This window comes from Methyloversatilis sp. S146-33 (genome assembly GCF_059552495.1).
This window is the reverse complement of record NZ_JCANOT010000018.1, coordinates 22,232-46,533: the sequence shown is the minus strand read 5'-3', so window position 1 is coordinate 46,533 and position 24,302 is coordinate 22,232. Positions and strand designations below refer to the sequence as shown.

Annotated in this window: 20 protein-coding genes and 3 tRNA genes; 18 read left to right on the top strand and 5 right to left on the bottom strand. The window is 65.6% G+C overall.

All coding sequences use genetic code 11. The features are described from left to right. From AC51BJ_RS04505 to AC51BJ_RS04495, 3 genes are read left to right on the top strand one after another with little or no spacing between them, the layout of a single operon-like run. A complete protein-coding gene (locus AC51BJ_RS04505) occupies positions 1-1,461 on the top strand; it encodes a DUF6513 domain-containing protein (protein WP_496279460.1) in 1,461 nt (486 codons plus the stop codon). After that, positions 1,458-2,021 (top strand): DUF447 domain-containing protein, encoded by a 564-nt coding sequence (locus tag AC51BJ_RS04500; RefSeq protein WP_496279459.1) that lies wholly within the window; start codon positions 1,458-1,460, stop codon positions 2,019-2,021. The genes AC51BJ_RS04505 and AC51BJ_RS04500 overlap by 4 nt, the downstream gene beginning before the upstream one ends. Further along, positions 2,018-2,734, top strand: coding sequence for a (5-formylfuran-3-yl)methyl phosphate synthase (locus AC51BJ_RS04495; RefSeq protein WP_496279458.1), 717 nt, complete (start codon positions 2,018-2,020; stop codon positions 2,732-2,734). The genes AC51BJ_RS04500 and AC51BJ_RS04495 overlap by 4 nt, the downstream gene beginning before the upstream one ends. A 145-nt stretch (positions 2,735-2,879) precedes the next feature. Here the strand turns inward: AC51BJ_RS04495 and AC51BJ_RS04490 are convergent, their stop codons facing one another. The 3 genes from AC51BJ_RS04490 to AC51BJ_RS04480 are packed head-to-tail and all read right to left on the bottom strand — an operon-like array spanning position 2,880 to position 5,523. Continuing rightward, entirely contained in the window at positions 2,880-4,259 is a 1,380-nt protein-coding gene (locus AC51BJ_RS04490) for a sigma-54-dependent transcriptional regulator (protein ID WP_496279457.1), read from the bottom strand. Next, positions 4,256-4,696 carry a universal stress protein gene (locus AC51BJ_RS04485; protein WP_304007133.1) on the bottom strand — a complete coding sequence of 147 codons (441 nt, stop codon included), beginning with the start codon at positions 4,694-4,696 and terminating at the stop codon, positions 4,256-4,258. The genes AC51BJ_RS04490 and AC51BJ_RS04485 overlap by 4 nt, the downstream gene beginning before the upstream one ends. Positions 4,697-4,728: 32 nt before the next feature. Then, positions 4,729-5,523: an outer membrane protein assembly factor BamD gene (locus AC51BJ_RS04480; protein ID WP_496279456.1), complete on the bottom strand. Its 795-nt coding sequence runs from the start codon at positions 5,521-5,523 to the stop codon at positions 4,729-4,731. Here AC51BJ_RS04480 and rluD point away from each other — a divergent pair. From rluD to AC51BJ_RS04465, 3 genes are read left to right on the top strand one after another with little or no spacing between them, the layout of a single operon-like run. Beyond that, the gene (rluD, locus tag AC51BJ_RS04475; RefSeq protein WP_496279455.1) at positions 5,522-6,502 is read left to right on the top strand and encodes a 23S rRNA pseudouridine(1911/1915/1917) synthase RluD; all 981 of its coding nucleotides are present in this window, start codon (positions 5,522-5,524) and stop codon (positions 6,500-6,502) included. The genes AC51BJ_RS04480 and rluD overlap by 2 nt on opposite strands. Then, positions 6,499-7,278, top strand: a complete 780-nt coding sequence (pgeF, locus tag AC51BJ_RS04470; RefSeq protein ID WP_496279454.1) for a peptidoglycan editing factor PgeF — start codon at positions 6,499-6,501, stop codon at positions 7,276-7,278. Before rluD ends, pgeF begins: the two co-directional genes overlap by 4 nt. Positions 7,279-7,308: 30 nt before the next feature. Then, positions 7,309-8,160, top strand: coding sequence for a ZIP family metal transporter (locus AC51BJ_RS04465; protein WP_496279453.1), 852 nt, complete (start codon positions 7,309-7,311; stop codon positions 8,158-8,160). Here the strand turns inward: AC51BJ_RS04465 and AC51BJ_RS04460 are convergent. Further along, positions 8,089-8,349, bottom strand: a complete 261-nt coding sequence (locus tag AC51BJ_RS04460) for a hypothetical protein (protein ID WP_019917672.1) — start codon at positions 8,347-8,349, stop codon at positions 8,089-8,091. The genes AC51BJ_RS04465 and AC51BJ_RS04460 overlap by 72 nt on opposite strands. 305 nt (positions 8,350-8,654) lie before the next feature. Between AC51BJ_RS04460 and AC51BJ_RS04455 the strand changes: the two genes are divergently transcribed. The 9 genes from AC51BJ_RS04455 (at position 8,655) to AC51BJ_RS04415 (ending at position 16,104) form a co-directional block, all read left to right on the top strand. After that, entirely contained in the window at positions 8,655-10,370 is a 1,716-nt protein-coding gene (locus AC51BJ_RS04455) for a PHA/PHB synthase family protein (protein WP_496279452.1), read from the top strand. Positions 10,371-10,437: 67 nt separating this feature from the next. Further along, positions 10,438-11,178 carry an acetoacetyl-CoA reductase gene (gene phbB / locus AC51BJ_RS04450; protein ID WP_029143758.1) on the top strand — a complete coding sequence of 247 codons (741 nt, stop codon included), beginning with the start codon at positions 10,438-10,440 and terminating at the stop codon, positions 11,176-11,178. Positions 11,179-11,263: 85 nt separating this feature from the next. Continuing rightward, the gene (locus tag AC51BJ_RS04445) at positions 11,264-12,004 is read left to right on the top strand and encodes a beta-ketoacyl-ACP reductase (RefSeq protein ID WP_024300358.1); all 741 of its coding nucleotides are present in this window, start codon (positions 11,264-11,266) and stop codon (positions 12,002-12,004) included. 140 nt (positions 12,005-12,144) lie between these two features. Next, a complete protein-coding gene (gene phaR, locus AC51BJ_RS04440; RefSeq protein ID WP_019917676.1) occupies positions 12,145-12,738 on the top strand; it encodes a polyhydroxyalkanoate synthesis repressor PhaR in 594 nt (197 codons plus the stop codon). Positions 12,739-12,767: 29 nt separating this feature from the next. Then, a complete protein-coding gene (gene rimO / locus AC51BJ_RS04435) occupies positions 12,768-14,129 on the top strand; it encodes a 30S ribosomal protein S12 methylthiotransferase RimO (protein ID WP_496279451.1) in 1,362 nt (453 codons plus the stop codon). 50 nt (positions 14,130-14,179) lie between these two features. Then, positions 14,180-15,610, top strand: coding sequence for an FAD-binding oxidoreductase (locus AC51BJ_RS04430; RefSeq protein WP_496279450.1), 1,431 nt, complete (start codon positions 14,180-14,182; stop codon positions 15,608-15,610). A 152-nt stretch (positions 15,611-15,762) separates the two neighbouring features. Next, positions 15,763-15,838 (top strand) — tRNA-Ala (locus AC51BJ_RS04425). Positions 15,839-15,899: 61 nt separating this feature from the next. After that, positions 15,900-15,975: transfer RNA gene (locus tag AC51BJ_RS04420), tRNA-Glu, on the top strand. A gap of 52 nt (positions 15,976-16,027) precedes the next feature. Further along, positions 16,028-16,104, top strand: a tRNA-Asp gene (locus AC51BJ_RS04415). Positions 16,105-16,217: 113 nt separating this feature from the next. Here AC51BJ_RS04415 and AC51BJ_RS04410 read toward each other — a convergent pair. Then, the gene (locus AC51BJ_RS04410) at positions 16,218-17,240 is read right to left on the bottom strand and encodes a GGDEF domain-containing protein (RefSeq protein ID WP_430434496.1); all 1,023 of its coding nucleotides are present in this window, start codon (positions 17,238-17,240) and stop codon (positions 16,218-16,220) included. 155 nt (positions 17,241-17,395) lie between these two features. On the opposite strand from AC51BJ_RS04410, the gene AC51BJ_RS04405 reads away from it, so the two are divergent. Genes AC51BJ_RS04405 through AC51BJ_RS04395 form a run of 3 tightly spaced genes read left to right on the top strand, consistent with a single transcriptional unit; the run spans position 17,396 to position 24,271 of the window. After that, positions 17,396-18,259: a PhnD/SsuA/transferrin family substrate-binding protein gene (locus AC51BJ_RS04405; RefSeq protein ID WP_496279580.1), complete on the top strand. Its 864-nt coding sequence runs from the start codon at positions 17,396-17,398 to the stop codon at positions 18,257-18,259. 9 nt (positions 18,260-18,268) lie between these two features. After that, a complete protein-coding gene (locus AC51BJ_RS04400; RefSeq protein ID WP_496279449.1) occupies positions 18,269-20,566 on the top strand; it encodes an ATP-binding protein in 2,298 nt (765 codons plus the stop codon). Positions 20,567-20,599: 33 nt separating this feature from the next. Next, entirely contained in the window at positions 20,600-24,271 is a 3,672-nt protein-coding gene (locus AC51BJ_RS04395) for a DUF748 domain-containing protein (RefSeq protein WP_496279448.1), read from the top strand. Positions 24,272-24,302 lie beyond the last annotated feature (31 nt).

Below are 24,302 nucleotides of genomic sequence, written 5' to 3'. Positions count from 1 at the left end.
ATGGCTGAACAAGACGTCCGCGCCGAACGCATCCTCTTCCTGACCGGGCATCTGGCGCTGAAGAGCCTGCAGCGCATCCTCGATGACATGCAGCCGCTGCCCTTCGAGGCGCGCGTGCTCGACGTCGGCATCAACGTGGCCGGCCTGATGACGGCCGAGCTGATCCGCCGCCGCGTGCCGGCGCCGGTCGATGCCGACCGCATCATCGTGCCCGGCCGCTGCCGCGGTGATCTCGACGCGCTGTCGCAGCACTTCGGCCTTCCGGTGCAGCGCGGGCCGGACGAGGTGAAGGACCTGCCGCAGCACTTCGGCCGCAAGGCGAAGAAGCGCGAGCTGACGCAGCACGACGTGCTCATCTTTGCCGAAATCGTCGATGCGCCGCAGGTCGACGTCGACACCGTGCTCGCCACCGCGCGCCGCTACCGCCGCGACGGCGCTGACGTGATCGACATCGGTTGCCTGCCGGACACACCCTTCCCGCACATGGAGGACTGCATCCGTGCGCTGAAGGCCGAGGGCTTCCAGGTCAGCATCGATTCGCTCAACACCGACGACCTGCTGCGCGGCGCCTACGCGGGTGCCGACTATCTGCTGAGCCTGAAGAAGAGCACGTTGTGGGTGGCCGACGAGGTCGATGCCATTCCGGTGCTGATTCCGGAGACGCCGGGCGACCTCGATTCGCTGCGCGAAGCGGTGGACATCATGACGGCGCGCGGACTGCCCTTTTACGCCGACCCCATCGTCGAGCCCATCCACTTCGGTTTCACGGCGTCCATCGTGCGCTATCACGAACTGCGACGCTCGCACCCCCAGGTGCCGATGATGATGGGCGTGGGCAACCTGACCGAACTGACCGACGCCGATACCAGCGGCATCAATGCGCTGCTGTTCGGCATCATTTCCGAGCTGCGCATCGGTGCCGTGCTGGCGACCGAAGTGAGTCCGCACGCGCGTCGCGCAGTGAAGGAAGCCGACATCGCACGGCGCGTCATGTTCGCCGCGCGCGAGGACAACGCGCTGCCGCGCGACTATTCCGACGACCTGATGACCACGCATCAGCGCCGCCCCTTTCCCGACACACCGCAGGAGATCGCCGAGATCGCCGCCACCGTGCGCGACCCGAACTTCCGCATCCAGGTGAGCGAGCAGGGCATACACATCTACAACCGCGACGGCCTGCAGGTGCATACCGATCCGTTCGCGCTCTACCCCGGGCTGAATGTCGCCGAGGACGGCGGGCACGCGTTCTACCTCGGCGTCGAACTGGCACGCGCGCAGATCGCCTGGCAGCTCGGCCGCCGTTACGCGCAGGACGAAGAACTGCAGTGGGGCGCCGCGGTCGAGAAGAAGGAGCAGGATCTGATGGCGCACTGCGCGCCCGGCACCACGCTGCAGCGCAAGACGAAGCGCAGGCAGACGGACGCGCCGCCGCCGGCCGACGACACACAGGACCAAGCATGATCTGGGAAACCATACTGACCACCGTGGATGTGCAGGGCCGCACCCACATCACGCCGCTGGGCGTGCGCGAGGAACGCGGGCTGACCGTGCTCGCGCCCTTCCGTCCCTCGGGCACGCTGGACAATGTGCTCGCCACGCGCATCGCAGTGGTGAACTTCACCGATGACGTGCGCGTGTTCGCCGGTGCGCTGACCGGTCGCCGCGACTGGCCGGTTCAGGCGGCCGAGAAGATAGGCTGCGCCCGCCTCGTGAATACGCTGGCTCACCGCGAGCTCGAACTGGTCGAGGTCGAGGAGGACGCGGTGCGGCCGCGCCTGTTCTGCCGCACCGTGCACGAAGAGAGTCACGGCACCTTCCCCGGTTTCAACCGCGCGCGGTCGGCAGTGATCGAGGCGGCCATCCTGGTGAGCCGGCTGCACATGCTGCCGATAGACAAGATCGACGCCGAACTGGCTTACCTCAAGATCGCCATCGACAAGACCGCCGGCCCGGCCGAACTCGAAGCCTGGGGCTGGCTGGTCGAACGCATCGACGCGCACCGCGCCGGAGCGCAGGCGTGATCCGCACGCTGGCCAGCGTGCGCGACCTCGACGAGGCGCGCATCGTGTTCGACGCCGGGGTCGACCTGATAGACCTGAAGCAGCCGGCCGACGGCGCGCTCGGCGCGCTGCCGCCGGCGGTGATCCGCGACGTCGTCGCCTTCGTCGCCGGACGTGTGCTCACCAGCGCCACCGCCGGCAATATCCAACCGGATGCGCAGGCCGTTCAGGCCGCGATGGCGCTCATTGCCGCGACCGGTGTCGACTATGTGAAGGCGGGCCTGTTCCCTGCGGGCTGGCAGCAGGGCGGTCGCGATTACGCGGCGGTGCATGCCTGCCTCAGCGGTCTGACGCCGCTGGCGGGAACGCGGCGCATCGCGGTCATGTTCGCCGATCTCGCACCGCCGCTGGATCTGGTCGATGCGGTGGCCGATGCCGGTTTCGACGGCGTCATGGTCGATACCGCGCTGAAGACCGGCCACAGCCTGCCAGATGTCGCCGGCAGCGATTGGCTCGCCGCCTTCGTCGGGCGCGCCCGAGCGCGCGGGCTGCTGTGCGGGCTGGCGGGTTCGTTGCGGGTTGGTCATATCGCATCGTTGGCGCGACTCGCCCCGGACTATCTCGGTTTCCGCGGTGCGCTTTGCGCGGGGCAGGCGAGGGCGCAGGCGCTGGATGCTCGTGCGGTCATTGGCGTGCGCCAGGCGTTGGCGGACGCGCAGTACCTGGCAGCCTGAACGCCTGAACGCCGGACCGGCGTTCGCGACCGGTCTGCGTTGCCGGATGATGTCGGAATCACTCAGTGCGTTTCTGAACTCCTTGTGAGGGAGCTCGGCCCTGCATGGCCGACCCGTGTCGCCGGAGCGACGCAGTGCGTCGCTTTTATCCGGCGACACCCCACTGCGCGCATTTGCGTTCTATGGTTTTGCGGGATACGCCGAGCTGGCGGGCGGCTTCGGATTTGTTGCCGCTGCAGGCGGCCAGCACGTCGAGGATGTGCTTGCGCTCGACGTCTTCCAGCGCGGCAGCCGGTTCTGCTGAGCGCGGCGGGGTGAGGGTGCCGAAGGCGTCGGTGGGGAAGTAGCCAAGGATGAGGGCACGTTCGACCAGGTTGCGCAGTTCGCGGATATTGCCCGGCCAGTCGTGGGTCGCCATGCGGGCGATGGTGTCGCGGTCGAGCGGGATGGGCGCCACCCCCAGTCGTGACGACAGCTGGGCCATGAAGTGGGCGACCAGCAGTTTCACGTCCTCGCGCCGCTCGCGCAACGGCGGGATGGTGATGCGCACGACGTCGAGGCGGTAGAACAGATCCTGGCGGAAGCGGCCGGCGCGTACCTCGGTCGCGAGGTCACGGTTGGTCGCGGCGACGACGCGGATGTCCACCGGCACTTCGCGCGTGGAACCGACCGGGCGGATCATGCGGTCTTCGAGCACGCGCAGCAGCTTGGTCTGCATTGCCGCCGGCAGTTCGGAAATCTCGTCGAGGAAGAGGGTGCCGCCCTGGGCGTAGAACAGCAGGCCCGGGTTGTTGTCCTGGGCGCCGGTGAAGGCGCCCTTCACGTGGCCGAACAGCTCGGACTCGATCAGCTCGGCGCTGATCGCGCCGCAGTTGACCGGCACGAAGGGTGCAGCGGCGCGGGGGCTCATCTGGTGCAGTGCGCGTGCGGCGACCTCCTTGCCGACGCCGGATTCGCCGGTCAGCAATACCGTGCTGGGCATCGCGGCGGCGCGGCGCAGCACGCTGGCCAGTTCGCGTACCGGCTGCGATTCGCCCACCATGCCCTCGACGCCCTCCGTCTGGCGCGCGATCTCGCGGCGCAGCACATAGTTTTCGCGCAGCAGGCCGGCGCGGTCGAAACAGCGGTCGACCGCATTCATCATCTGGTCGATGCGGAAGGGCTTGAGGATGAAATCCGAGGCGCCGGCGCGCAGCGCGTTGATCGCGGTTTCGATGTCGGCAAAGGCGGTGATCAGGATGACATCGCACTGCTGGCCCTGTTCGCGCAGCTCGTTGAGCCACTCCAGGCCGCTGCGACCGGGCAGCGAAATGTCGAGGATGATGAGGTCGAAGTGCAGCCGGGCGAACAGCTGCTGCGCGTGTTCGACGCTGCCTGCCGTCTCGACCAGCCCGCAGCGCGAACCGAGCGCGCGGCTGATGAAGCTGCGCATGCCCTCTTCGTCATCGACGACGAGTACCGAGTACTGCTGCCAGTCGCGCTCGCCGTCACGGGCGGCGGCCGAGGGCGCACGTGCTGCGTTCATGCCGATGGCTGTACCACGATGAGGATGTTGCACGGCGCTTCCTCGACCAACGAGGCGCCGACCGAGCCCTTCCACCAGCGCTCCAGACGCGAGGCATGGTGGGTGTGGCCGATCACGATCAGGTCGATGCGCAGTTCGTGCGCGAGGCGGCTGATTTCACGCACGGCGTCGCCGGTGACGAGATGACCTTCGGCAGTGACGCCGCGCGCTTTCAGCTGGTCCAGGCCTTCCTTCAGCACGTCGGCGAAACGCTCGTTTTCTTCCTCCTGCGGCACGTCGGCGACGAAGCCTTCGGCGACGAACAGCGTCGCGGCGATCGGCGCGACGGCCAGCAGGTGTATTTCGGCGTGCAGCAGATCGTTGATGTCGGCGCATTCGAGCAGTGCGCGGCGACCCGATTCGGAACCGTCGTAGGCGAGCAATACCTTGCTGTACATGAACGTTCTCCTGCTGTGTCGAAAGTCGATGCCTACCAGAGCTTCCACCAGGGGTCGTCCTCACCCGGCCGCTTGAAGCCGCGCGCGAGGAAGTCGCTCTGCGGGAAGTTCTTCATCATGACGCGCTGGGCGTCGTCGCGCAGGTCTGTCAGGCCCAGCGATTCGTAGGCCACCATCAGGATATACAGTGCTTCTTCGACCGCCGGCGACTGCTGATAGTTGCTGACCGCGAACTGCGCGCGGTTGGCCGCAGCAAGGTAGGCGCCGCGCTTGATGTAGTAGCGCGCCACGTGCACTTCGTGCGCCGCCAGCGAATTGACCAGGTAGTTCATGCGGATGGTCGCATCCGGCGTGTACTTGCTTTCCGGATAGCGTGTCACCAGTTCCTTCAACGCATCGAAGGAATCGCGCAGGCCCTTGGGGTCGCGCTCGGTCATGTCCTGGCGCGACAGCACGCTCATCACGCCGAGGTCTTCGTTGAAGTGAACAAGGCCGCGCAGGTAGTACACGTAGTCGACGTTCGGGTGGTTCGGATGCAGCCGGATGAAGCGGTCGCAGGCGGCGACGGCCTGTACGCGCTCGCCCTGGCGGTAATAGGCATAGGCAACTTCGATCTGCGCCTGCTGCGCATAGCGGCCGTACGGGAATTTGGCTTCCAGCTTCTCGTACAGCTTGATCGCCTGTTCGTACGAGCCTTCGCCCATCAACTCCTTCGCCTCGGTGTAGAGGCGCTGGGCGGACCAGTTGGCGGTTTCGTCGATCTTATCGGGAAGGAGCCCGCACCCGGCGGCCAGAGCCACCCACAGTATCGCTACACTACGCCACATGACCGCTTTGACCCTGGAAGATACGCAAGACGACGATTATATCGCCGAGCAGCCCGCGAACCGGCCTCAAGTCCCGATATGCGCGACGGTGCCGGCTGGCGTGGTCGGCGACCGGCTGGACGCCGTGCTCGCCCGGGTCTGGCCGCAGTATTCGCGCAGCCGCCTGCAGGGCTGGTTGCGCGAGGGCCGGGTGCGGGTGGACGGGAAGACCTGCAACGACGCGCGTCGACGCACCTTCACCGGCGAACGACTCGAACTGGACCCCGGCAGTCTGCCGGCGGACACCGTGCACGCGCCCCAGGACATTCCGCTCGACGTGGTGTTCGAGGACGACACGCTGCTGGTGATCAACAAACCGGCCGGCATGGTGGTGCATCCGGGCAATGGCGTGCCGGATGGCACGCTGCTCAACGCGCTGCTGCATCGCGTGCCCGGCCTGGCGCAGGTGCCGCGCGCCGGCATCGTGCACCGGCTGGACCGCGACACCACCGGCCTGCTGGTGGTTGCCCGCACGCTGGAAGCGCAGACCGACCTGGTGCGCCAGCTGCAGGCGCGTACCGTGTCGCGCCGCTATGTCGCGGTGGTGGCCGGCGACCTGAGGACGGACGGTACGGTCGATGCCGCCATCGGCCGGCATCCGGTACAGCGCACCCGCATGGCCGTGGTGCAGGCGGGCGGCAAACCAGCGCGTACCCACTATTTCGTGCGCGAACCGCTGCAGGGCGCGACGCTGATCGAGTGCCGGCTGGAAACGGGGCGCACGCACCAGATACGTGTACATATGGCGCACATCGGTCACTCGCTGCTCGGCGACGAGGTCTATGCGCCGCGCAACGTGGCTGAACGCTTCTCGCGCCAGGCGTTGCATGCCTGGCGGCTCGGACTCATCCATCCGAAGAGCGGCAACGAAGTCGAGTGGGAAGTGCCGCTGCCGGCCGATATGGAAGGCCTGATCACCGGGCTGAGGATAGCCACGTGAGCAGGCCGGCCGCGCTGCCGTTGATCCTGCCCGACTGGCCGGCGCCGCCGTCGGTGCGCGCCTGTGTCACGACCAAGCTGGGCGGCGTCAGCGCGCCGCCTTTCGGGCCGTTCAATCCGGCGACCCATGTCGGCGACGACCCGCAGGCGGTGGCCGCCAATCGTGCGCTGCTGCATGCGCACCTGCCGGCCGAGCCGCTGTGGCTGGATCAGGTTCACGGCGTGGAGGTGCTGGACGCCGACCGTCAGCGCTGCGGTACCGGTGACGCCTCGGTCGCGCACCGGCCGAACCGCGTCTGCGCGGTGATGACTGCCGATTGTCTGCCGGTACTGTTCTGCAACCGCCAGGGCAGCGTGGTGGCAGCGGCGCACGCGGGCTGGCGCGGCTTGGCTGCAGGCGTGCTGACACGTACGGTCGAGCGGATGGGCTGCGCGCCGGCCGACCTGATCGCCTGGTTGGGCCCGGCCATCGGTCCCGACGCTTTCGAGGTCGGGCCGGAGGTGCGCGCCGCATTCGTCGAACGGCTGCGCGGCGCGGCGCGCGCATTTCGCCCCGGTTCGGGCGATCGACTGTACGCCGACATCTACGCGCTGGCGCGGCTGGAGCTGGAAGCGGCGGGCGTGCAGGCCGTGTACGGCGGCGGGCTGTGCACCGTGAGCCAGCGCGAACTTTTCCATTCCTACCGGCGCGACGGCCGTTGCGGACGCATGGCCAGCCTGATCTGGATCGCAGATCGTGCGACCCCGTTCGCCGCGGAACCGTCGTATCAAGGATAATAAGAGACCGTTTTCAGTTTCGAATCCCCCATGTCTGTCCTTGCCTGGATCGTGCTTGCCTCTTTCGTCGGCGGTGCGATCAGCGTCTGTGCCGCCGCGCTGTTCGGCATGGCCGTCAATCTTCAGCGCATTCCGATGCTCATCAGTTACTCGGTCGGCGCGCTGCTTGGCGCCGCTCTGCTCGGCGTGCTGCCGCAGGCGATCGAGGAAGTCGGAAGCGTAGAACTGGCCACCAGTCTGCTTCTGGCGGGCATCCTCGGTTTCTTCCTGCTGGAGAAATTGGTGCTGTGGCGGCACTGTCACGAGGTCAGTTGCGAGGCGCACGATCCGGCGGAACTGGCGCAGCACGCAGGGCACGACCACGCTCACCACGACCACGCCGCGCTGACACACCACGATCACGCTCATGGCGGCGACGGCGCGCGCGCAGCTTCGCTCATCCTGATCGGCGACGCCTTCCATAACTTCGTCGATGGTGTGCTGATTGCCGCCGCCTTCTCGCAGAGCATTCCGCTGGGCATCGTCACCGCGACCGCCATCGTCGCGCACGAAATTCCACAGGAGGTGGGCGATTACCTGGTGCTGCTGCATTCGGGCATGAGCCGCATGCGCGCGCTGGCTTTCAACCTGTTGTCCAGCATGGCGACCCTGGTCGGCGCAGTCGGCGCCTACTTCGCGCTGTCGCTGGTGAGCGGCGCCGTGCCCTATCTTTTGTGCATTGCGGCGGCCAGCATGATCTACGTCGCGGTGGCCGATCTGATTCCCGGTCTGCACAAACGTGCCGAGATCGGCGCCACCATCCAGCAGGTGCTACTGATTTCGCTGGGCGTCGGCAGCATCGTGCTGATCCACCACTTCGTCGACGGTTTCGCCCATCACTGATCCGTCCTCCTCCGGTTGCGGCCGCCGCGCGGCCGCGCGCCGCCTCGCCGGCGTGCCGAAAATCCACAGGAACAGCGCCAGCGGCGCGACGCCGTAAAAAAGCACGGTGAGCACGGCGGCGACGATGCTGTGCTCTGTCACGGCCATCATCAGCACCACGTACAGCCACGCAATCGCAATGATGTACATGCGGGTAATCCTTTCCTGCAGCGCGTTTCGTTGGCCCGCGCCGGGTTCGGACGGGCGGGATTGACAGCTATTTTGTGCGATGCAACAATCCAGTCGTGTTGCGTGTGCCGGGTGGCCGCACCCACCGCGCGCACGTCCGTCGGCATGCGCTGTTATGCTCGCCTGGCGCGATTGCGACCGGCACGATAGACGCAGATTCCCGACGACGCCATCGCGTTGCATCTGAATAAGAACGACTGGGGTTTGGTTTGATGAGCAGTGACTCGGCAGCACCCGGAAAGTCCGTCCCGCCTCGCAACGAGGCCGTGCAGCCCGACTGGACGGCCATCATGGCCGCGATGGGCAAGAACTTCAGCGAATTCATGACGCGCCAGCAGAGCACGCTGGCCGCACACACACCGCTCAACGGCAGTGCCTTCCCGGCACCCGAAGCCGCCCGTTTATCCGAACTTCATCAGCAGTGGCTGGAAAGCCAGCACCGGCTCTGGCAGGCCTTCTCCCAGCGCAAGCCGGACGACGGACCGGCGCCGGCCGTGGTACAGCCCGAACCCACAGACCGCCGTTTCCGCGCGCCCGAGTGGACCAAGAGCCCCTATTACGACTATCTGCGTCAGGCCTACCTGCTGAACGCGCAGTTCATGCGCGCCTGCGTCGAAGCGACGCCGGTGGCCGACGGGCGTGCGAAGGATCGCATGCGCTATCTGTCGAAACAGATGATCGAGGCGATGTCGCCGGCCAATTTCGCCGCGACCAACCCGGAATTCGTCGAAACCGCGCTGCGCACCGAGGGTGAAAGCATCCGTCGCGGTCTGGAGAACCTGCTGCGCGACCTGCAGCAGGGCCACATTTCGATGTCGGCGCCCGGTGCCTTTGAAGTGGGCAGGAACCTTGCCGTGACCGAAGGTTCGGTGGTGTTCGAGAACGAACTGATACAGCTTATCCAGTACGCGCCGACGACCGACAAGGTGCACGCCAAGCCGCTGCTGATCGTGCCGCCCTGCATCAACAAGTACTACCTGATGGACCTGCAGCCGGAGAACTCGCTGGTGCGTTTCCTGGTGGAGCAGGGCATCACCGTGTTCCTGATTTCCTGGCGCAATCCCGATCAGACGCTGGCCCAGCTGACCTGGGACGACTACCTGCGCCTCGGGCCGCTGACCGCGCTCGACGTGGTGCGCGACATCAGCGGAGATGCGCAGCCGAACACCATGGGTTTCTGCGTCGGCGGCACGATACTGGCGTCGGCGCTGGCGGTCGCCTGCGGTCGTGGCGAAAAGCCTGCTGCAAGCATGACCTTGCTGACCACGCTGCTCGATTTTTCGGATGCCGGCGAGATCGGCTGCCTGGTCGATGAAGGCATGGTGGCGGCGCGCGAGCACACGATAGGGCGCGGCGGACTGCTGCCGGGTCGCGAACTGGCGCAGACCTTCAGCAGCCTGCGTCCGAACGACCTGATCTGGAACTACGTGGTCGGCAACTACCTGAAGGGCGAAACGCCGCCGGCCTTCGACATCCTGCACTGGAACTGCGACAGCACGAACCTGCCCGGCCCCTTCCTCGCCTGGTACTTGCGCAACCTCTACCTCGAAAACAGTCTGCGCGTGCCGGGTAAACTCGAAATGCTGGGCGTCAAGGCGGATCTGGGCAAGGTGGACATTCCGGCCTACCTGCTGGCCACGTCGGAAGACCACATCGTGCCGTGGACCGGTGCCTATCTGGTGCGCAAGCTGCTCGGTGGTGACACCACCTTCGTACTGGGCGCCAGCGGCCACGTGGCGGGCGTGATCAATCCGGCCTCGAAGGACAAGCGCTCGCATTGGGTTGGCGGCAACGAATCGACCGCCGAGGAATGGCGGGCCAACGCCGGCGAACAGCCGGGCAGCTGGTGGAAGCATTACATCAAGTGGCTGACTGCCAAGTCAGGCAAGAAGGTCGCGCCCCCGTCACGAGCGGGCAACGCGCAATACAAGGTGATCGAGCCCGCACCCGGGCGCTATGTGAAAGGCAGCGCAACGAACTGAACGCATGGCAGCCTCATGAGGGGGGCTGCGGAAGACACACCCTCGACTAATAAAAGGAGACAAGGAAATGACGCGAGTCGCACTGGTAACAGGCGGTATGGGAGGACTGGGTGAAGCGATCTGCATCAAGCTCGCGGCACTGGGTTTCCGCGTGGTGACCACACACAGTCCTGGCAATACGAAGGCAGCCGAATGGCTGCAGACCATGAACAACATGGGCTACGGCTTCAAGGCCTACCCGTGCGACGTGTCGGATTTCGACTCCTGCAAGGCGTGTGTCGAAACGGTGGTGAAGGAAGTCGGTCCGGTTGATGTGCTGGTGAATAACGCCGGCATCACCCGTGACATGACCTTCAAGAAGATGACGAAGGCGGACTGGGACGTGGTGATGAGCACCAACCTCGACTCCTGCTTCAACATGACCAAGCAGGTCATCGATGGCATGACTGAGCGCAAGTGGGGCCGCGTCATCAACGTGTCTTCGGTGAATGGCTCGAAGGGTGCGTTCGGCCAGACCAATTACTCGGCCGCCAAGGCCGGCATGCACGGCTTCACCAAGGCGCTGGCGCTGGAAGTGGCGCGCGCCGGTGTCACCGTGAATACGATTTCGCCGGGCTATATCGGTACCAAGATGGTGACCGCGATCCCGCAGGACATCCTCGACTCGAAGATCCTGCCGCAGATCCCGGTATCGCGTCTGGGCAAGCCGGAAGAGATTGCAGGCCTGGTGGCCTATCTGGCGTCGGACGAAGCGGCTTTCGTCACCGGCGCCAACATTGCAATCAACGGCGGTCAGCACATGTCCTGACCGCCTGCGCGGAGGTCCGCGCACGCCTTCCACCTCGTCCGGCGGGGGTGGAAGGTTTTTCACGCAGCTGGCTGGGAGAGAAGTCATGACGAAACGAGTTGCCCTGGTTACCGGGGGTATGGGCGGTCTGGGTACCGCAATCTGCAAGGCACTGGCCAAGGACGGCTACACCGTCGTGGCGAACTGTCTGCCCGCGTTCCCCCAAAAGGACGAATGGCTGGCCAAGATGCAGGCCGAAGGCTTTGAAATGAAAGCCGCCGAGGGCGACGTGTCCGACTACGATTCCTGCAAGTCGATGATCGACAAGGTCGAGCAGGACATCGGCCCGGTCGACGTGGTCGTGAACAACGCGGGCATCACCCGTGACAAGTTTTTCTCCAAGATGGACAAGGCCCAGTGGGATGCGGTGCTGACCACCAACCTCGACAGCCTGTTCAACGTGACGCACCACGTCGCCGGCAAGATGGCCGAACGCGGCTGGGGTCGCATCATCAACATTTCGTCGGTCAATGGCGTCAAGGGTCAGGCCGGCCAGACCAACTACTCGGCTGCCAAGGCTGGCGTGGTCGGCTTCACCAAGGCGCTGGCCGCCGAAATGGCCGCCAAGGGCGTCACCGTCAATGCGATCGCTCCTGGCTATATCGGCACCGACATGGTGATGGCGATCCGCGAGGACATCCGTCAGGGCATCATTGACTCGGTGCCGATGAAGCGTCTGGGCAAGCCGGAAGAGATCGGTGCTGCGGTGTCCTACCTCGCCTCCGACATGGCGGGTTACGTGACCGGTGCAACGCTGAACATCAACGGCGGTCTGTACTACCAGTAATTGCGGTAAAGACGGGTTTGTGACGCATCGAAAGGCCTTATGCGGCACTGCCGCATAAGGCCTTTGCTTGCTGTATGATCAAAACAGAGTGGGCGGAAACACCGCCCCGGGGTAGTTCAAACGAGCGAGGACACCACACAATGAGCGCTTCCGAAAGCCGCGAGGGGACAGGTTCCACCAACAGGCTGATCAAGAAATATCCCAACCGCCGGCTTTACGACACCCGCACGAGTTCCTACATCACGCTGTCCGACGTGAAGGAACTGGTTCTCGAGAATGCCGAGTTCCAGGTTGTCGATGCAAAGACGGGCGAAGACCTCACCCGCAGCATCCTGCTGCAGATCATCATCGAGGAAGAAAGCGAAGGCGTGCCGATGTTCACGTCCGACCTGCTGTCGCAGATGATCCGCTTCTACGGCAACGCGATGCAGGGCATGATGGGCAAGTACCTCGAAGGCAACATCAAGGCCTTCACCGACGTGCAGAGCAAGCTCCAGGACCAGGCGCGCGCGATCTACGGCGACAACAACGCGATGAGCAAGGACCTCTGGGCGCAGTTCCTGAACTTCCAGGGCCCGGCCATGCAGAGCATGATGGGTGCCTATATGGAGCAGAGCAAACGCATGTTCGTGCAGATGCAGGAGCAGATCGAGCAGCAGACCCGCTCGATGATGTCCGGTTTCAAGTTTCCCGGCTTCGGACCGGGGGGCGATAAAGGCCCGCAAAACAAGTAAACTGCAGGGTTTTGCGGCGGAGACGCGGCGTGACCCGTACTTCTGAATCTGGCAACACCACAAAGCCGACCCCCAAGGTCGGCTTCGTTTCTCTCGGCTGTCCGAAGGCGACTTCGGACTCCGAGTCCATCCTGACCCGCCTGCGCTCCGAAGGCTACGACATCGTGCCGACCTACGACGATGCCGATGTCGTGGTCGTCAACACCTGTGGCTTCATCGATGCCGCGGTCGAGGAATCGCTCGACGCGATCGGCGAGGCGCTGGCCGAGAACGGCAAGGTGATCGTGACCGGCTGTATGGGCGCGGAGGGGCCGAAGCGCCAGCAGGTGCTGTCCGCTCATCCGCAGGTGCTGGCGGTGACCGGTCCGCACGCGACCGAAGAGGTGATGGACGCCGTCCATCGCCACCTGCCCAAGCCGCACGATCCCTTTTCCGACCTGGTGCCGCCGCAGGGCATACGGCTCACGCCGTCGCACTACGCCTACCTGAAGATTTCCGAAGGCTGCAATCACCGCTGCAGTTTCTGCATCATCCCGTCGATGCGTGGCGATCTGGTGAGCCGGCCGATCGGCGACGTGATGCGCGAAGCCGAGGCGCTGCGCGACGCCGGTGTGCGCGAACTGCTCATCGTGTCGCAGGACACCAGCGCCTACGGCGTCGATGTGAAGTACCGCACCGGCTTCTGGGGCGGCAAGCCGCTGCGCACCAAGCTGTACGACCTGGCGAGCGCGCTGGGCGAGCTGGATATGTGGGTGCGCATGCATTACGTGTATCCGTATCCACATGTCGACGACATCATCCCGCTGATGGCCGAGGGCAAGATCCTGCCCTACCTCGACGTGCCCTTCCAGCACGCCAGCCCGCGCGTGCTGAAGGCGATGAAGCGGCCGGCCAATGCCGAGAACAACCTCGAACGCATCCGCGCCTGGCGTTCGATCTGCCCCGACATCACGATACGCAGCACCTTCATCGCCGGCTTTCCGGGCGAGACCGAACAGGAGTTCGAGGAGCTGCTCGACTTCCTTGGTGAAGCACGGCTGGACCGCGTCGGCTGTTTCGCCTATTCGCCGGTCGATGGCGCCAGCGCCAACGACCTGCCGGGCGCGCTGCCGGAAGAGGTGCGCGAGGAGCGCCGTCAGCGCCTGATGGAATTCCAGGAAGACATTTCGACCCAGCGGCTGGAAGAGAAGATCGACCGCGAGATGATCGTGCTGGTCGATGAAGTCGACGAGGACGGCGCGGTCGCTCGCTCCGAAGGCGACGCGCCGGACATCGACGGCCTGGTGCACATCCTCGACGGTCAGGACCTCGAAGTCGGCGACTTCGTGCGTGTGCGCATCACCGATTGCGATGTGCACGACCTGTACGCCGAAGTCGTCACCGAAGGCTGACGATGAGTCGCCCGTGCGTCGGCGCAGCGTGAACGGGATCCGGAGCTGATATGGAGGACGGACGCATCGTGTCGGCACTGGCGCGGCTGCGGACAGTGGTCGGCGACAGCCATCTGCTGACCGCTGCCGCTGACCTCGCGCCGTATTGCACCGACTGGCGCGGCCGTTATCGCGGCGAAGCCCTGTGCGTCGTGCGCCCGGCAACGGTCGATGAACTGATGCAGGTGGTGCACGTCTGTCACGAGGCACAACTGCCCATGGTGCCGCAGGGCGGCAATACCGGCCTGTGCGGTGGCGCCACGCCGCATGCGGGGCGCTACGAAGTGCTGGTCACCCTGTCGCGCCTGAATCGCATCCGCGTGCTTGATCGCGATAATGCGTCGATCACCGTCGAGGCCGGCTGCACGCTGGCTGCGGTACAGGCCGCTGCGCGTGACGCCGGCCTGCTGTTTCCGCTCAGTCTGGCGTCAGAAGGCTCGTGCGAGATCGGCGGCAACCTGTCGACCAACGCTGGCGGCGTACATGTGCTGCGCCACGGCAACGCGCGCGACCAGGTACTCGGTCTCGAAGTCGTGCTGCCCGACGGTCGGCTGTGGAACGGCCTGCGTGCGCTGCGCAAGGACAATACCGGCTACGACCTCAAGCACCTGTTCATCGGCGCCGAAGGCACGCTGGGCTTCATCACCGCGGCCGTGCTGAAGCTCGCGCCGCTGCCGGTGAACACCGCGCTCGCCTGGGTGGCACTCGACGGCCCGCAGCGCGGCATCGATCTGCTGCATGTGCTGCAGGCGCAGGCAGGCGACCTACTGAACGCATTCGAACTGGTCGGTCGCGAGGCGCTGGGCATGGTGCTGAAGCACATTCCCGGAGCGCGCGATCCGTTCGCGGATGCAGCGCCCTGGTATGCGCTGGTCGAACTCGCTGGCAACGACCCGACGCTCGAAACCAAGCTTGGCGACATGCTGGCAGCGCTGCTCGAGCGCGGGATGGTGCGCGACGCGGTGATCGCGCAGGACGGCGCACAGGCGAAGGCGCTGTGGGCACTGCGCGAGAACATATCCGAGGCGCAGCGCATCGAAGGCTTCAGCGTGAAGCACGACATCAGCGTGCCTGTCGGCAGCATTCCGCATTTCATCGAGGCGGCCGGCGACAAGCTCGCCGCCGTGTTGCCAGGCGTGCGCGTGGTGGTGTTCGGCCACGCCGGCGACGGCAATCTGCACTACAACCTGTCCTTCACCGATGCCTCCGACAACGCGCGGCTGATCGCCGACGCGAAGGTGGCGAGCGAACAGGTACATGGAACGGTGATCGCACTCGGTGGATCGATCTCGGCCGAGCACGGCATCGGCCAGCTCAAGCGTGACCTGCTGGCGACGTGCAAGAGCACGGTCGAGCTGGACATGATGAGGGCGGTGAAGCGCGCATTCGATCCGTACGGCTTGATGAATCCGGGCAAGGTGCTGCCCGACGCCGGTCAGTAAGCGAAGGTCAGCGCAACTCGGTGTGATGGGTGAATGCCGATGTGATATGCGTATGTCACGAACCCGAAATGTCGATCGACGTCCGACAAAAATAATTGCGCGAGATGCTTTACAAACCCGGAACAGTGTTTATAATGCGCTCCTCTTTCGACGGGGGTATAGCTCAGCTGGGAGAGCGCTTGCATGGCATGCAAGAGGTCAGCGGTTCGATCCCGCTTACCTCCACCAAGCGAGAGAGAAGGCAGTACAAAGCAGTAAGCAGTAAAAAAGCAGCAAGCGGTAAAACTAGGTCCCCATCGTCTAGAGGCCTAGGACACTACCCTTTCACGGTAGGTACCGGGGTTCGAATCCCCGTGGGGACGCCAGCTCTTTTGCTGGCAGTGCAAGTCCGGAAGAAAAAGTGCCGGCACCAACACTGGAGTGGTAGTTCAGTTGGTTAGAATACCGGCCTGTCACGCCGGGGGTCGCGGGTTCGAGTCCCGTCCACTCCGCCAACACAAGGTGCTCCGCAGTTTCTGCGGGGTGCTCACGAAGAAGGCCGCGAAAGCGGCCTTTTTTGTTTTCTGTGCCCCACAACGGGATCGCCTTGAGGCTGAACCGCCTCAGTTCAGAAAAGCTCGATCTCGCCGCTGTTGTTGACCTCCTCAAAAACGCCCGCCTTGACCAGTGCTTCGTACGAATGCACCTGGTTACGCCCGTTGTGCTTCGCGTGATAGACCGCGCGATCTGCGCGATCCACCGATCCGCTGGCATTGTCCATCAGGCGCAGTCGTGTGAAGCCGACACTGGCGGTGACCGTGCCAACCTGAGGGAAGGCGAAACCCGAAAGCTGCTGGCGGAAGAAGTCGAAGGCAAGGTGAGCTTCGTCGTCGTGCTCGGCACGCAGCAGCACGATGAATTCCTCGCCGCCGAAGCGATACAGGTATTCGCTGTGATGGAAGGCGGTGCGCAGGATGCGTGCGACCAGCAGTAGCACCTCGTCGCCGATCAGGTGACCGAAAGTGTCGTTTACGCGCTTGAAGTGATCGACGTCGATGACGCCCAGCCACCAGTTCGGCGAGCCCTCGGCTGCATGCCCGGTGCCCGCCATCGTGTCCAGACATTTCAGGAACTGTTCGTCGAAGGTCTTGCGGTTCAGCAGGCCGGTCAGGCTGTCGCGTTCGCTGTAGTCGAGCAGGCTGATCTGGTTGCGATAGATCTTCAGCAGACCCTCCACAAGGCGCAGCTGCACCGGCAGCAGGGGCTGTTCGCTGATCAGTTCGATGATGCCGAAGCGCCGCGCGCCGGCCCACACCGGAAAGAGGTTGAGCCAGGGGCCGTCGTGGCCGTTCATCGGCAGGTCGAGCAACGGTTCGTCGCAGCCGAAGGCCTGATCGAACTGCGGGCGGGCGGACAGGGCGGGCAGCGCGTCGAGCGGCGTCCAGCTTGGATCGCCTGCACGCATGCCGCTCCCTTTGATCATGCCCGCCTGCAGCAGCAGCCGCAGATCGGATACGTCGCCGACGCAGCGATACAGATTCAGTTCGATCGGATCGAGCCAGTCGCCCAGTACCGAGACGAAGGTACTGTCGATGAGGTCGCGATCGCGGTAACCGGTCAGGTTGGCGACCGATCCTATTAGGTCAGACATGGCGGTGTGCGGGCGGGTCTTTTTGCGGGGTTCGTGTGGAGTATCGGCAGCGCGACGGGGCGACTTGAGCGCTAGAATCGGCCACAAACAGCCGAGGGCGTGCGCTTGCGCATCCCCGCGGATTCACCGCCGAGCGGTAAGCACAGGGCCCGTTGATGATCGTCCTCTCCATCCGTCGCGCCGCCTCCGCACTGGCGATGCTGCTGTGTCTGTCGGGTGCGCCGGCGCTGTACGCGGCCTGTGCGCTCGACGGCGTCATCACCGTCGGTGTCGTGCCGCAGCAGGCGGCGAGCGATCTGGCGCAAGGCTGGATTCCGCTGTTGCGCGAGGTGTCGGCCGTCAGCGGCTGCGAATTCCGTTTCGCGACGGCGCCGACCATCACCGAGTTCGAGAAGCGACTGGCCCGTGGCGAGTACGCGATCGCCTATATGAACCCCTATCACTATGTGGTGTTCCATCAGGCGGCCGGCTACCTGGCGTTTGCTCGCGAGAAGGACCGCAAGCTGCGCGGGCTGATCGTCGTCCGCAACGACAGTGCCATCGCTTCGGTGCAGGAACTCGACGGCAAGGAGGTCGCCTTTCCATCGCCGGCTGCCTTCGCCGCCACCGTCATTCCGCTGGCTGAACTGAAGCGCGGCGGCATTTCGGTGAAGCCGCGTTTCGTTGCCTCGCACGATTCCGTTTACCTGAATGTTGCGCGCGGGCTGGTTATCGCCGGCGGCGGCATCGAGCGCACGCTGGAGGCCATCGACACCGGCGTGCGTGATCGTATGCGCGTCATCTGGCGTTCGGCAGAGTACCCGCCGCACGCCTTCGCCCGTCTGCCGGGTGTGCCGGAGTCGGTGGGCAGGGATTTCGTCGACGCGATACAGAAGGTCGGCAGTTCGGCGCCCGGCGCCGAACTGCTGAAGCAGATCGGCTTCAAAGGCGTCGTGAATGCGCAGGATCGGGACTGGGAGCCGATACGTGCGCTCGATATCCGGGTACTCGATGCATTGCTGGCCGAACCGGTGCGCTGATTCCTGTTGATGAAGATGCGCGCCTTCAGTCGCATGTCCTTCCGCTGGAAGGCCATTCTCGGCATCGCCCTGATCGAGGCGCTGACGCTTTCGGTGACGATATTCGGCGCGCTGGGCCAGATGGCCAGTTCGCAGGCCGATCTGATCCAGCGCAGCGCGCAGATGGCGATGTCGCTGTTTTCGGCCGCCGTGTCCGACGCGTTGATTTCGAGCGATCTGGCCAAGATCGAGGCGGTCTCGTCGGATCTGGTGTCGCGACGCGAGGCCGTGTTTGTCCGCGTGCTCGACCAGGATGGCCGCGAGGTGGCGGCCAAGGGCGACGCTGCGGCGCTGGCGCGGACCTTCAGCGCCGACAGCGATCCGCTGGCGGAAGGTTCCGACAGCTTTGCTGTCAGCGCCCCCATCATGGCCGGCAGCGCGCGCATCGGCGAGGTGCAACTGGGCATCGACAACCGTCAGGCGCGCATCGAACTGGCCGAGGCGAAGCGCCTCGCGGCCGTCGTCGCGGTCTTCGGCATGGGGCTCGCCGCGCTGTTCTCGTGGCTGCTCAGCGGCTGGCTCGCGCACGGTATCCGGCGACTGTCCGACGGCGCGCAGCGCATCGCCTCAGGCCAGCTCGACGCGCGGGTGGACGAAAGCGGCGAGCAGGAACTGCAGGTGCTGGCGCAGTCGTTCAACGGCATGGCCGTGTCGCTGCAACAGCGCGAGGACGAGCGCGAGGCGCTGTTGCTGCGCGCCGAACAGGCGGTGGCCGATGCGCGCGAAGCCAGCCGCGCCAAGAGCGCCTTCCTCGCGGCGATGAGCCACGAAATCCGCACCCCGCTGAATGGCGTGGTCGGGCTGGCGGCCATCCTGGCCGACAACGACAGCCCGCAACGGGCGCGCGAGCACAGCCGGCAGTTGCGCATCGCAGCCGGTCAGCTGCGCATGATCGTCAACGACATTCTCGACTTCTCGAAGATCGAGGCCGGCAAGCTCGACCTGGAACACATTCCATTCGCCATCGGCGACCTGCTGGAAACCTGCCACGCCTCGTTTGCCGCGCAGGCGCAGGACAAGGCGCTCGCTCTGACATTCAAGCTGGCGCCGGAAGTGCCGCCGGCGCTGTGCGGCGATCCGACGCGGCTGGCGCAGATACTGAACAACTACGTGTCGAACGCGTTGAAGTTCACCGCACACGGTCGCGTCGACGTCGAGGTCGCGTTGTGCGAACGGGCGGGTCAGCGGGTGCGCCTGCGCGTGACGGTGCGCGACACCGGTCGCGGGGTGTCGTCTGACGAGATCGACGCGCTTTTCGAGCCCTTCGTGCAGGCCGACGCATCGGTGGTGCGCAGCCACGGCGGTACCGGCCTCGGCCTGACCATTTGCAAGCGGCTGGCTGAGGCGATGGGCGGTCGTGTCGGCGGCAGTGGCGCGCCGGGCGAGGGCGCCACCTTCTGGGCCGAGGTCTGGCTCGAACAGGTGGAGGACGGTGCGCTGCCGACGGCTGCCGAGCAGATATCCGCGGTGTCGCTGGCCGATCTGCGCGTGCTTGTCGTCGATGACATCGCGGTCAACCGGACGGTGGCGGTTCATCTGGTCGAACGCGCGGGCGCGCACGCCGAGCAGGCCGTCGACGGGCGGCAGGCGCTGGAACGCGTCTGCGCCGGTGGCATCGACCTGGTGCTGATGGATATCCAGATGCCGGTGATGGACGGCAAGACTGCGACGCGCGAGATCGTCGCCCGCCTGGGCGCTGCCGCGCCGCCCGTCGTCGGCCTGACCGCGCACGCGGTGACCGAGGAGCGGGACGAGTGCCTGGCGCTGGGCATGCGTGCCTACCTGACCAAACCGGTCGACGCGCACGCCTTGCTCGGGGTACTGGCGACCACCGCCGCCGGCCGCGGCGACGTGCTGCAGACCATGACGCCGGCAACCGTCGAGCCGATCGCGGAACCGGTCACCGATGAGGCGCGACCTGCGCTCGATCTGGCCGCCGTGCGCCAGCAGTTCGATGGCGATCTCGCGCTCTACGGCGAAATCCTCGCCACCACGCTGGGCGAGGTCAGGGCGCTGCGCGACGCACTGGCGGCGCGTGTCGGCGAACCGGCTGCCGACATCGTCCGCCAGATACATGCGCTCAAGGGCGTCTGTCTGAACCTCGGTTTTGCCCGCGCCGGCGTTGAGGCGGCGCGGCTGGAACGCGCACTGCGCGGCGCCAGCCTGTCGACGGAACAGCTGCCCGACGCGTTGCGTGCATACGTCGTCGTGCTCGACGAAGCGCTGGATGCTGCCGCACGACATCTTGCAGCCGGCCCCGCGTCATAATCGCCCCGTTCACCCGCCTGGATCCGCTTGCCCATGTCGCTCAACGCCCTCTTTTCCCGTCCCGCCGTACGCAAGACCTGCATCGGCATCGTCGCCGCAACCGTGCTGTTCGGTCTGCTCGGTGCGTTTGCGGCGCCGCATCTGGTGCGTTCGCTGGCCGAGAAGCACGGTTCCGAATTCCTCGGTCGTGCGCTGACGCTGCAGGCGGTGTCGATCAACCCCTACACGCTGGAACTGACGGTGTCGGGACTGAAGTTGCTGGAGGCCAACGGCAAGGACGAGGCGGTGACGCTGGACAGCCTGACCGTCGACGTCGAGTGGGCGTCGCTGTTCAAGGGCGCACCGGTGGTGCGGGCGGTGCAGGTGGAGCGGCCCTGGCTGCGCATCGTGCGTCTCGACGAGGAAGGCCGCTTCAATTTCAGCGACGTGCTGCAGAAGATTCTCGACCAGCCGCCGAGCGAGGAGCCGGCGCGCTTCTCGATCAACAACATCGTGCTGCGCGACGGCCGCGTCGATATCGACGATCAGCCCTTCGCGCGCAAGCACGCGATCAGCGACATCCAGATCGGCCTGCCCTTCGTGTCCAACCTGCCGTCCGACGTCGAACTGTTCGTCGAGCCCTCGATCGCGGCCCGCATCAACGACGCGCCGTTTTCGATGAAGGGCAAGGTGCGGCCCTTCATCGACGAACGCGAAGCGACGATGAAGGTCGAGTTCAACGCGCTCAACCTCGCGCGCTTCGATGAGTACTCGCCGGTGCCACTGGGCTTCCGCATCAGTTCCGGCCTGCTGGACACTGACATCGAGCTGGGCTTCCGCCAGAACAAGGAGGGCGCGCCGCGCATCGTGCTGCAGGGCACTTTGGAACTGCGCGATTTCGAACTCGACAGCCGCGACGGCAGTCCGCTGTTCAAGCTGCCGGCGCTGGATGTGGTGCTGAACGAGATCCAGCCTCTGGCCGGCAAGATCGACATCGCCAGCGTCCGCATCGATCAGCCGGATTTCGAAGTGTCCCGCGCGAAGGATGGCAAGCTGAACCTGCAGGCCTTGCTGGCGCGACCGCGCCCTGCACCGAGCGCCACCGCGGCACCGGAAACGGCGCCGGCCGAGCCGGCGAAGGCACCGGAGGTGAAGGTCGGGCTGTTGGAGGTACTGCAGGCACGCGTCGCCTTCACCGACGAAATGCCGGCCAAGCCCTTCAGTTACGTGATCGAGCCGATGGATATCGTGCTGCGCGATTTCTCGCTGCAGGGCGATGCCCCGGCAACGCTGGTGATCGCCGCGCAGGCTGAGGGCAATACGCGGCTGGCGGTCGACGCAAAGCTGCGCGCGAGTGCGCCCGACATCGAGGGCGAGCTGACGGTGAGCGGCGTCGAGGTGCCGCGCTTCAGCCCCTACTTTGCCGACCTGATCAACTTCTCGGTCGATCAGGCTGACGTGCGCATCGGTACGCGCTTCGGCCTGCGACTGGCTGACGGGGCGCCGCAGGGCGAGGTGCTGGTGACCGAGGCGGGCGTGGCCCGCCTCAAGCTCACGCGTCGCGGCGAGAAGAACGCATTTGCCCAGGCCGACGACATCGTCGTGAGCCAGGCGCGCATCGACCTGTCGACGCGCAAGGTCGCGGTCGGCGCACTGGATCTGCTCAAGCCGCGTCTGCGCGCGGCGCGTCAGGCCGACGGCGACATCGATCTCGCCGGTCTGGTGCGCCCCTCGTCAGCGGCGGCGGGGCACGCCGCGCCGGCGGCGTCCGCTTCGGCATGGACCGCGCAGCTGTCGGCGCTGAACATCAAGGACGGCGCGGTCCGCTTCGAGGACCGCACGCTGACGACACCGGCCGTGGTCGAACTCGACCGGCTGTCGCTCAAGCTGGAAAACGTCGGCACCGACCTGAAGCAGAAATCGAAGCTGGACCTCGGCTTCCGTGACGCCAAGGGCGGTCTGTTCGGCGTACGCGGCGGCTTTTCGCTGTCGCCGGTACAGGCCGACCTGAAGATCGATGCGCGCCGCCTCGACCTGCTGGTCGGCCAGCCCTGGATGGCGCAGAAGCTCAACGCCGAACTGCTCGCCGGCGTGCTGAGCCTGCGCGGCGACCTCGCGCTGCAGACGCAGCCGGCAGGTGACTGGACACTGGCGTGGAAGGGTGAAACCCATGTCGAGAACGTGCACCTGACCGAAAAGGTGAACGCCTCCGACCTGCTGAAGTGGCGCTCGCTGTTCGCAGGCGGCATTGCGCTGAAGCTGGACAGCCGCAAGCCCGATCTGCTGGCCGGACTGTCGATCAACGAAGTCGCGCTGTCGGATTACTTCGCCCGCATCATCGTGTCGCCGCAGGGCCGGCTGAACCTGCAGGACGTGGTACGCAAGGACGGGGCGGCTGCGACCGCGCCGGTGGCCGCCGCGCCGGCCGCCAAGCCTGCTCCGGCACCGGCTGCCCGCCCGGCGGCGGCGCCGGCCGCCGGCAGCCAGAGCGCGGCGTTGGCACAGATGATCAATGCGGCGCGTCCGCCGATCGACGTGAAAACCATCGTGATGCAGGGCGGCCGCGTCGATTTCAGCGACTTCTTCATCAAGCCGAACTACCGTGCCCAGCTGTCCGAACTGGGCGGCCGCGTATCCGGCCTCAGCTCTGCATCCGGCACCGCCGGCGAGGTGGAACTGCGCGGCCTGGTCGAAGGTTCGGCGCCGATCGACATCACCGGCCGCATCAATCCGCTGGCCGAGGCGCTCTTCCTCGACATCAAGGCCAGTGCGCGTGGCATCGAGCTGGCGCCGCTGTCGCCCTATTCGGGCAAGTACGTCGGCTACGGCATCGAGAAGGGCAAGCTCAGCGTCAACATTGCCTACAAGATCGAGAACGACCAGCTGACTGCCCAGAACAACGTCATCCTCGATCAGCTCACCTTCGGCAACAAGGTCGACAGCCCGGACGCCATCAAGGCGCCGGTGCTGCTGGCGGTGTCGCTGCTGCAGGACCGCAACGGCGTCATCGACATCAATCTGCCGATCAGCGGTTCGCTGTCCGATCCGCAGTTCTCCATCGGCGGCATCGTCGTCAAGGTGATCGTGAACCTGATCGTCAAGGCGGTCACTTCGCCGTTCGCGCTGCTCGGTTCGCTGTTCGGCTCCGAGGCCGATCTCGATCACGTCGCCTTCGAGCCGGGTCGCGCAACGCTGACTGATACCGCGCGCAGCAAGCTCGACACGCTGGGCAAGGCGCTGACCGACCGACCGGCGCTGAAACTGGAAGTGACCGGCCGCACCGATCGCGCGACCGACATCGAAGGCTACCGCCGCGCGCTGCTGGAGCAGAAGGTGCGTGCGGTCAAGGCGGCGAAAACCAAAGCCTCGGCCGAAACGATGACGGTGTCGCCGGAGGAATATCCGGATCTGCTGAAGGCGGTCTACAAGGCGGCGGATTTCCCGAAGCCGCGCAATCTGGTTGGTCTGGCCAAGGACCTGCCGGTGCCGGAAATGGAAAAGCTCATCCTGACCAATACCGAGGTCAGCGACGAGGATCTGCGCCTGCTCGGCCTTGCGCGGGCGCAGACGGTGAAGGACTACCTGACGCGCAACGCCAAGGTCGAGGACGCGCGCCTGTTCGTGCTGGCACCCAAGGCGGGCGAGCCGGCTACCGGTGGCGACAAGCCGGCTGACGGCAAGGACGACAAGACGGCGCCGAACCGCGCCGACTTCTCGATCAAGTAGGAGGGAGGAGGGCGGCCGGCGCCACGCCCCT

Excerpts from the sequence above, each read along its gene's own strand:
- AC51BJ_RS04505 (WP_496279460.1), top strand. The coding sequence starts at position 1 with ATGGCTGAACAAGACGTCCGCGCCGAACGCATCCTCTTCCTGACCGGG.
- AC51BJ_RS04500 (WP_496279459.1), top strand. The coding sequence starts at position 1,458 with ATGATCTGGGAAACCATACTGACCACCGTGGATGTGCAGGGCCGCACC.
- AC51BJ_RS04490 (WP_496279457.1), bottom strand. The coding sequence starts at position 4,259 with ATGAACGCAGCACGTGCGCCCTCGGCCGCCGCCCGTGACGGCGAGCGC.
- AC51BJ_RS04485 (WP_304007133.1), bottom strand. The coding sequence starts at position 4,696 with ATGTACAGCAAGGTATTGCTCGCCTACGACGGTTCCGAATCGGGTCGC.
- rluD (WP_496279455.1), top strand. The coding sequence starts at position 5,522 with ATGACCGCTTTGACCCTGGAAGATACGCAAGACGACGATTATATCGCC.
- AC51BJ_RS04480 (WP_496279456.1), bottom strand. The coding sequence starts at position 5,523 with ATGTGGCGTAGTGTAGCGATACTGTGGGTGGCTCTGGCCGCCGGGTGC.
- AC51BJ_RS04465 (WP_496279453.1), top strand. The coding sequence starts at position 7,309 with ATGTCTGTCCTTGCCTGGATCGTGCTTGCCTCTTTCGTCGGCGGTGCG.
- AC51BJ_RS04460 (WP_019917672.1), bottom strand. The coding sequence starts at position 8,349 with ATGTACATCATTGCGATTGCGTGGCTGTACGTGGTGCTGATGATGGCC.
- phbB (WP_029143758.1), top strand. The coding sequence starts at position 10,438 with ATGACGCGAGTCGCACTGGTAACAGGCGGTATGGGAGGACTGGGTGAA.
- AC51BJ_RS04445 (WP_024300358.1), top strand. The coding sequence starts at position 11,264 with ATGACGAAACGAGTTGCCCTGGTTACCGGGGGTATGGGCGGTCTGGGT.
- phaR (WP_019917676.1), top strand. The coding sequence starts at position 12,145 with ATGAGCGCTTCCGAAAGCCGCGAGGGGACAGGTTCCACCAACAGGCTG.
- AC51BJ_RS04430 (WP_496279450.1), top strand. The coding sequence starts at position 14,180 with ATGGAGGACGGACGCATCGTGTCGGCACTGGCGCGGCTGCGGACAGTG.
- AC51BJ_RS04410 (WP_430434496.1), bottom strand. The coding sequence starts at position 17,240 with ATGTCTGACCTAATAGGATCGGTCGCCAACCTGACCGGTTACCGCGAT.
- AC51BJ_RS04405 (WP_496279580.1), top strand. The coding sequence starts at position 17,396 with ATGATCGTCCTCTCCATCCGTCGCGCCGCCTCCGCACTGGCGATGCTG.
- AC51BJ_RS04400 (WP_496279449.1), top strand. The coding sequence starts at position 18,269 with ATGAAGATGCGCGCCTTCAGTCGCATGTCCTTCCGCTGGAAGGCCATT.
- AC51BJ_RS04395 (WP_496279448.1), top strand. The coding sequence starts at position 20,600 with ATGTCGCTCAACGCCCTCTTTTCCCGTCCCGCCGTACGCAAGACCTGC.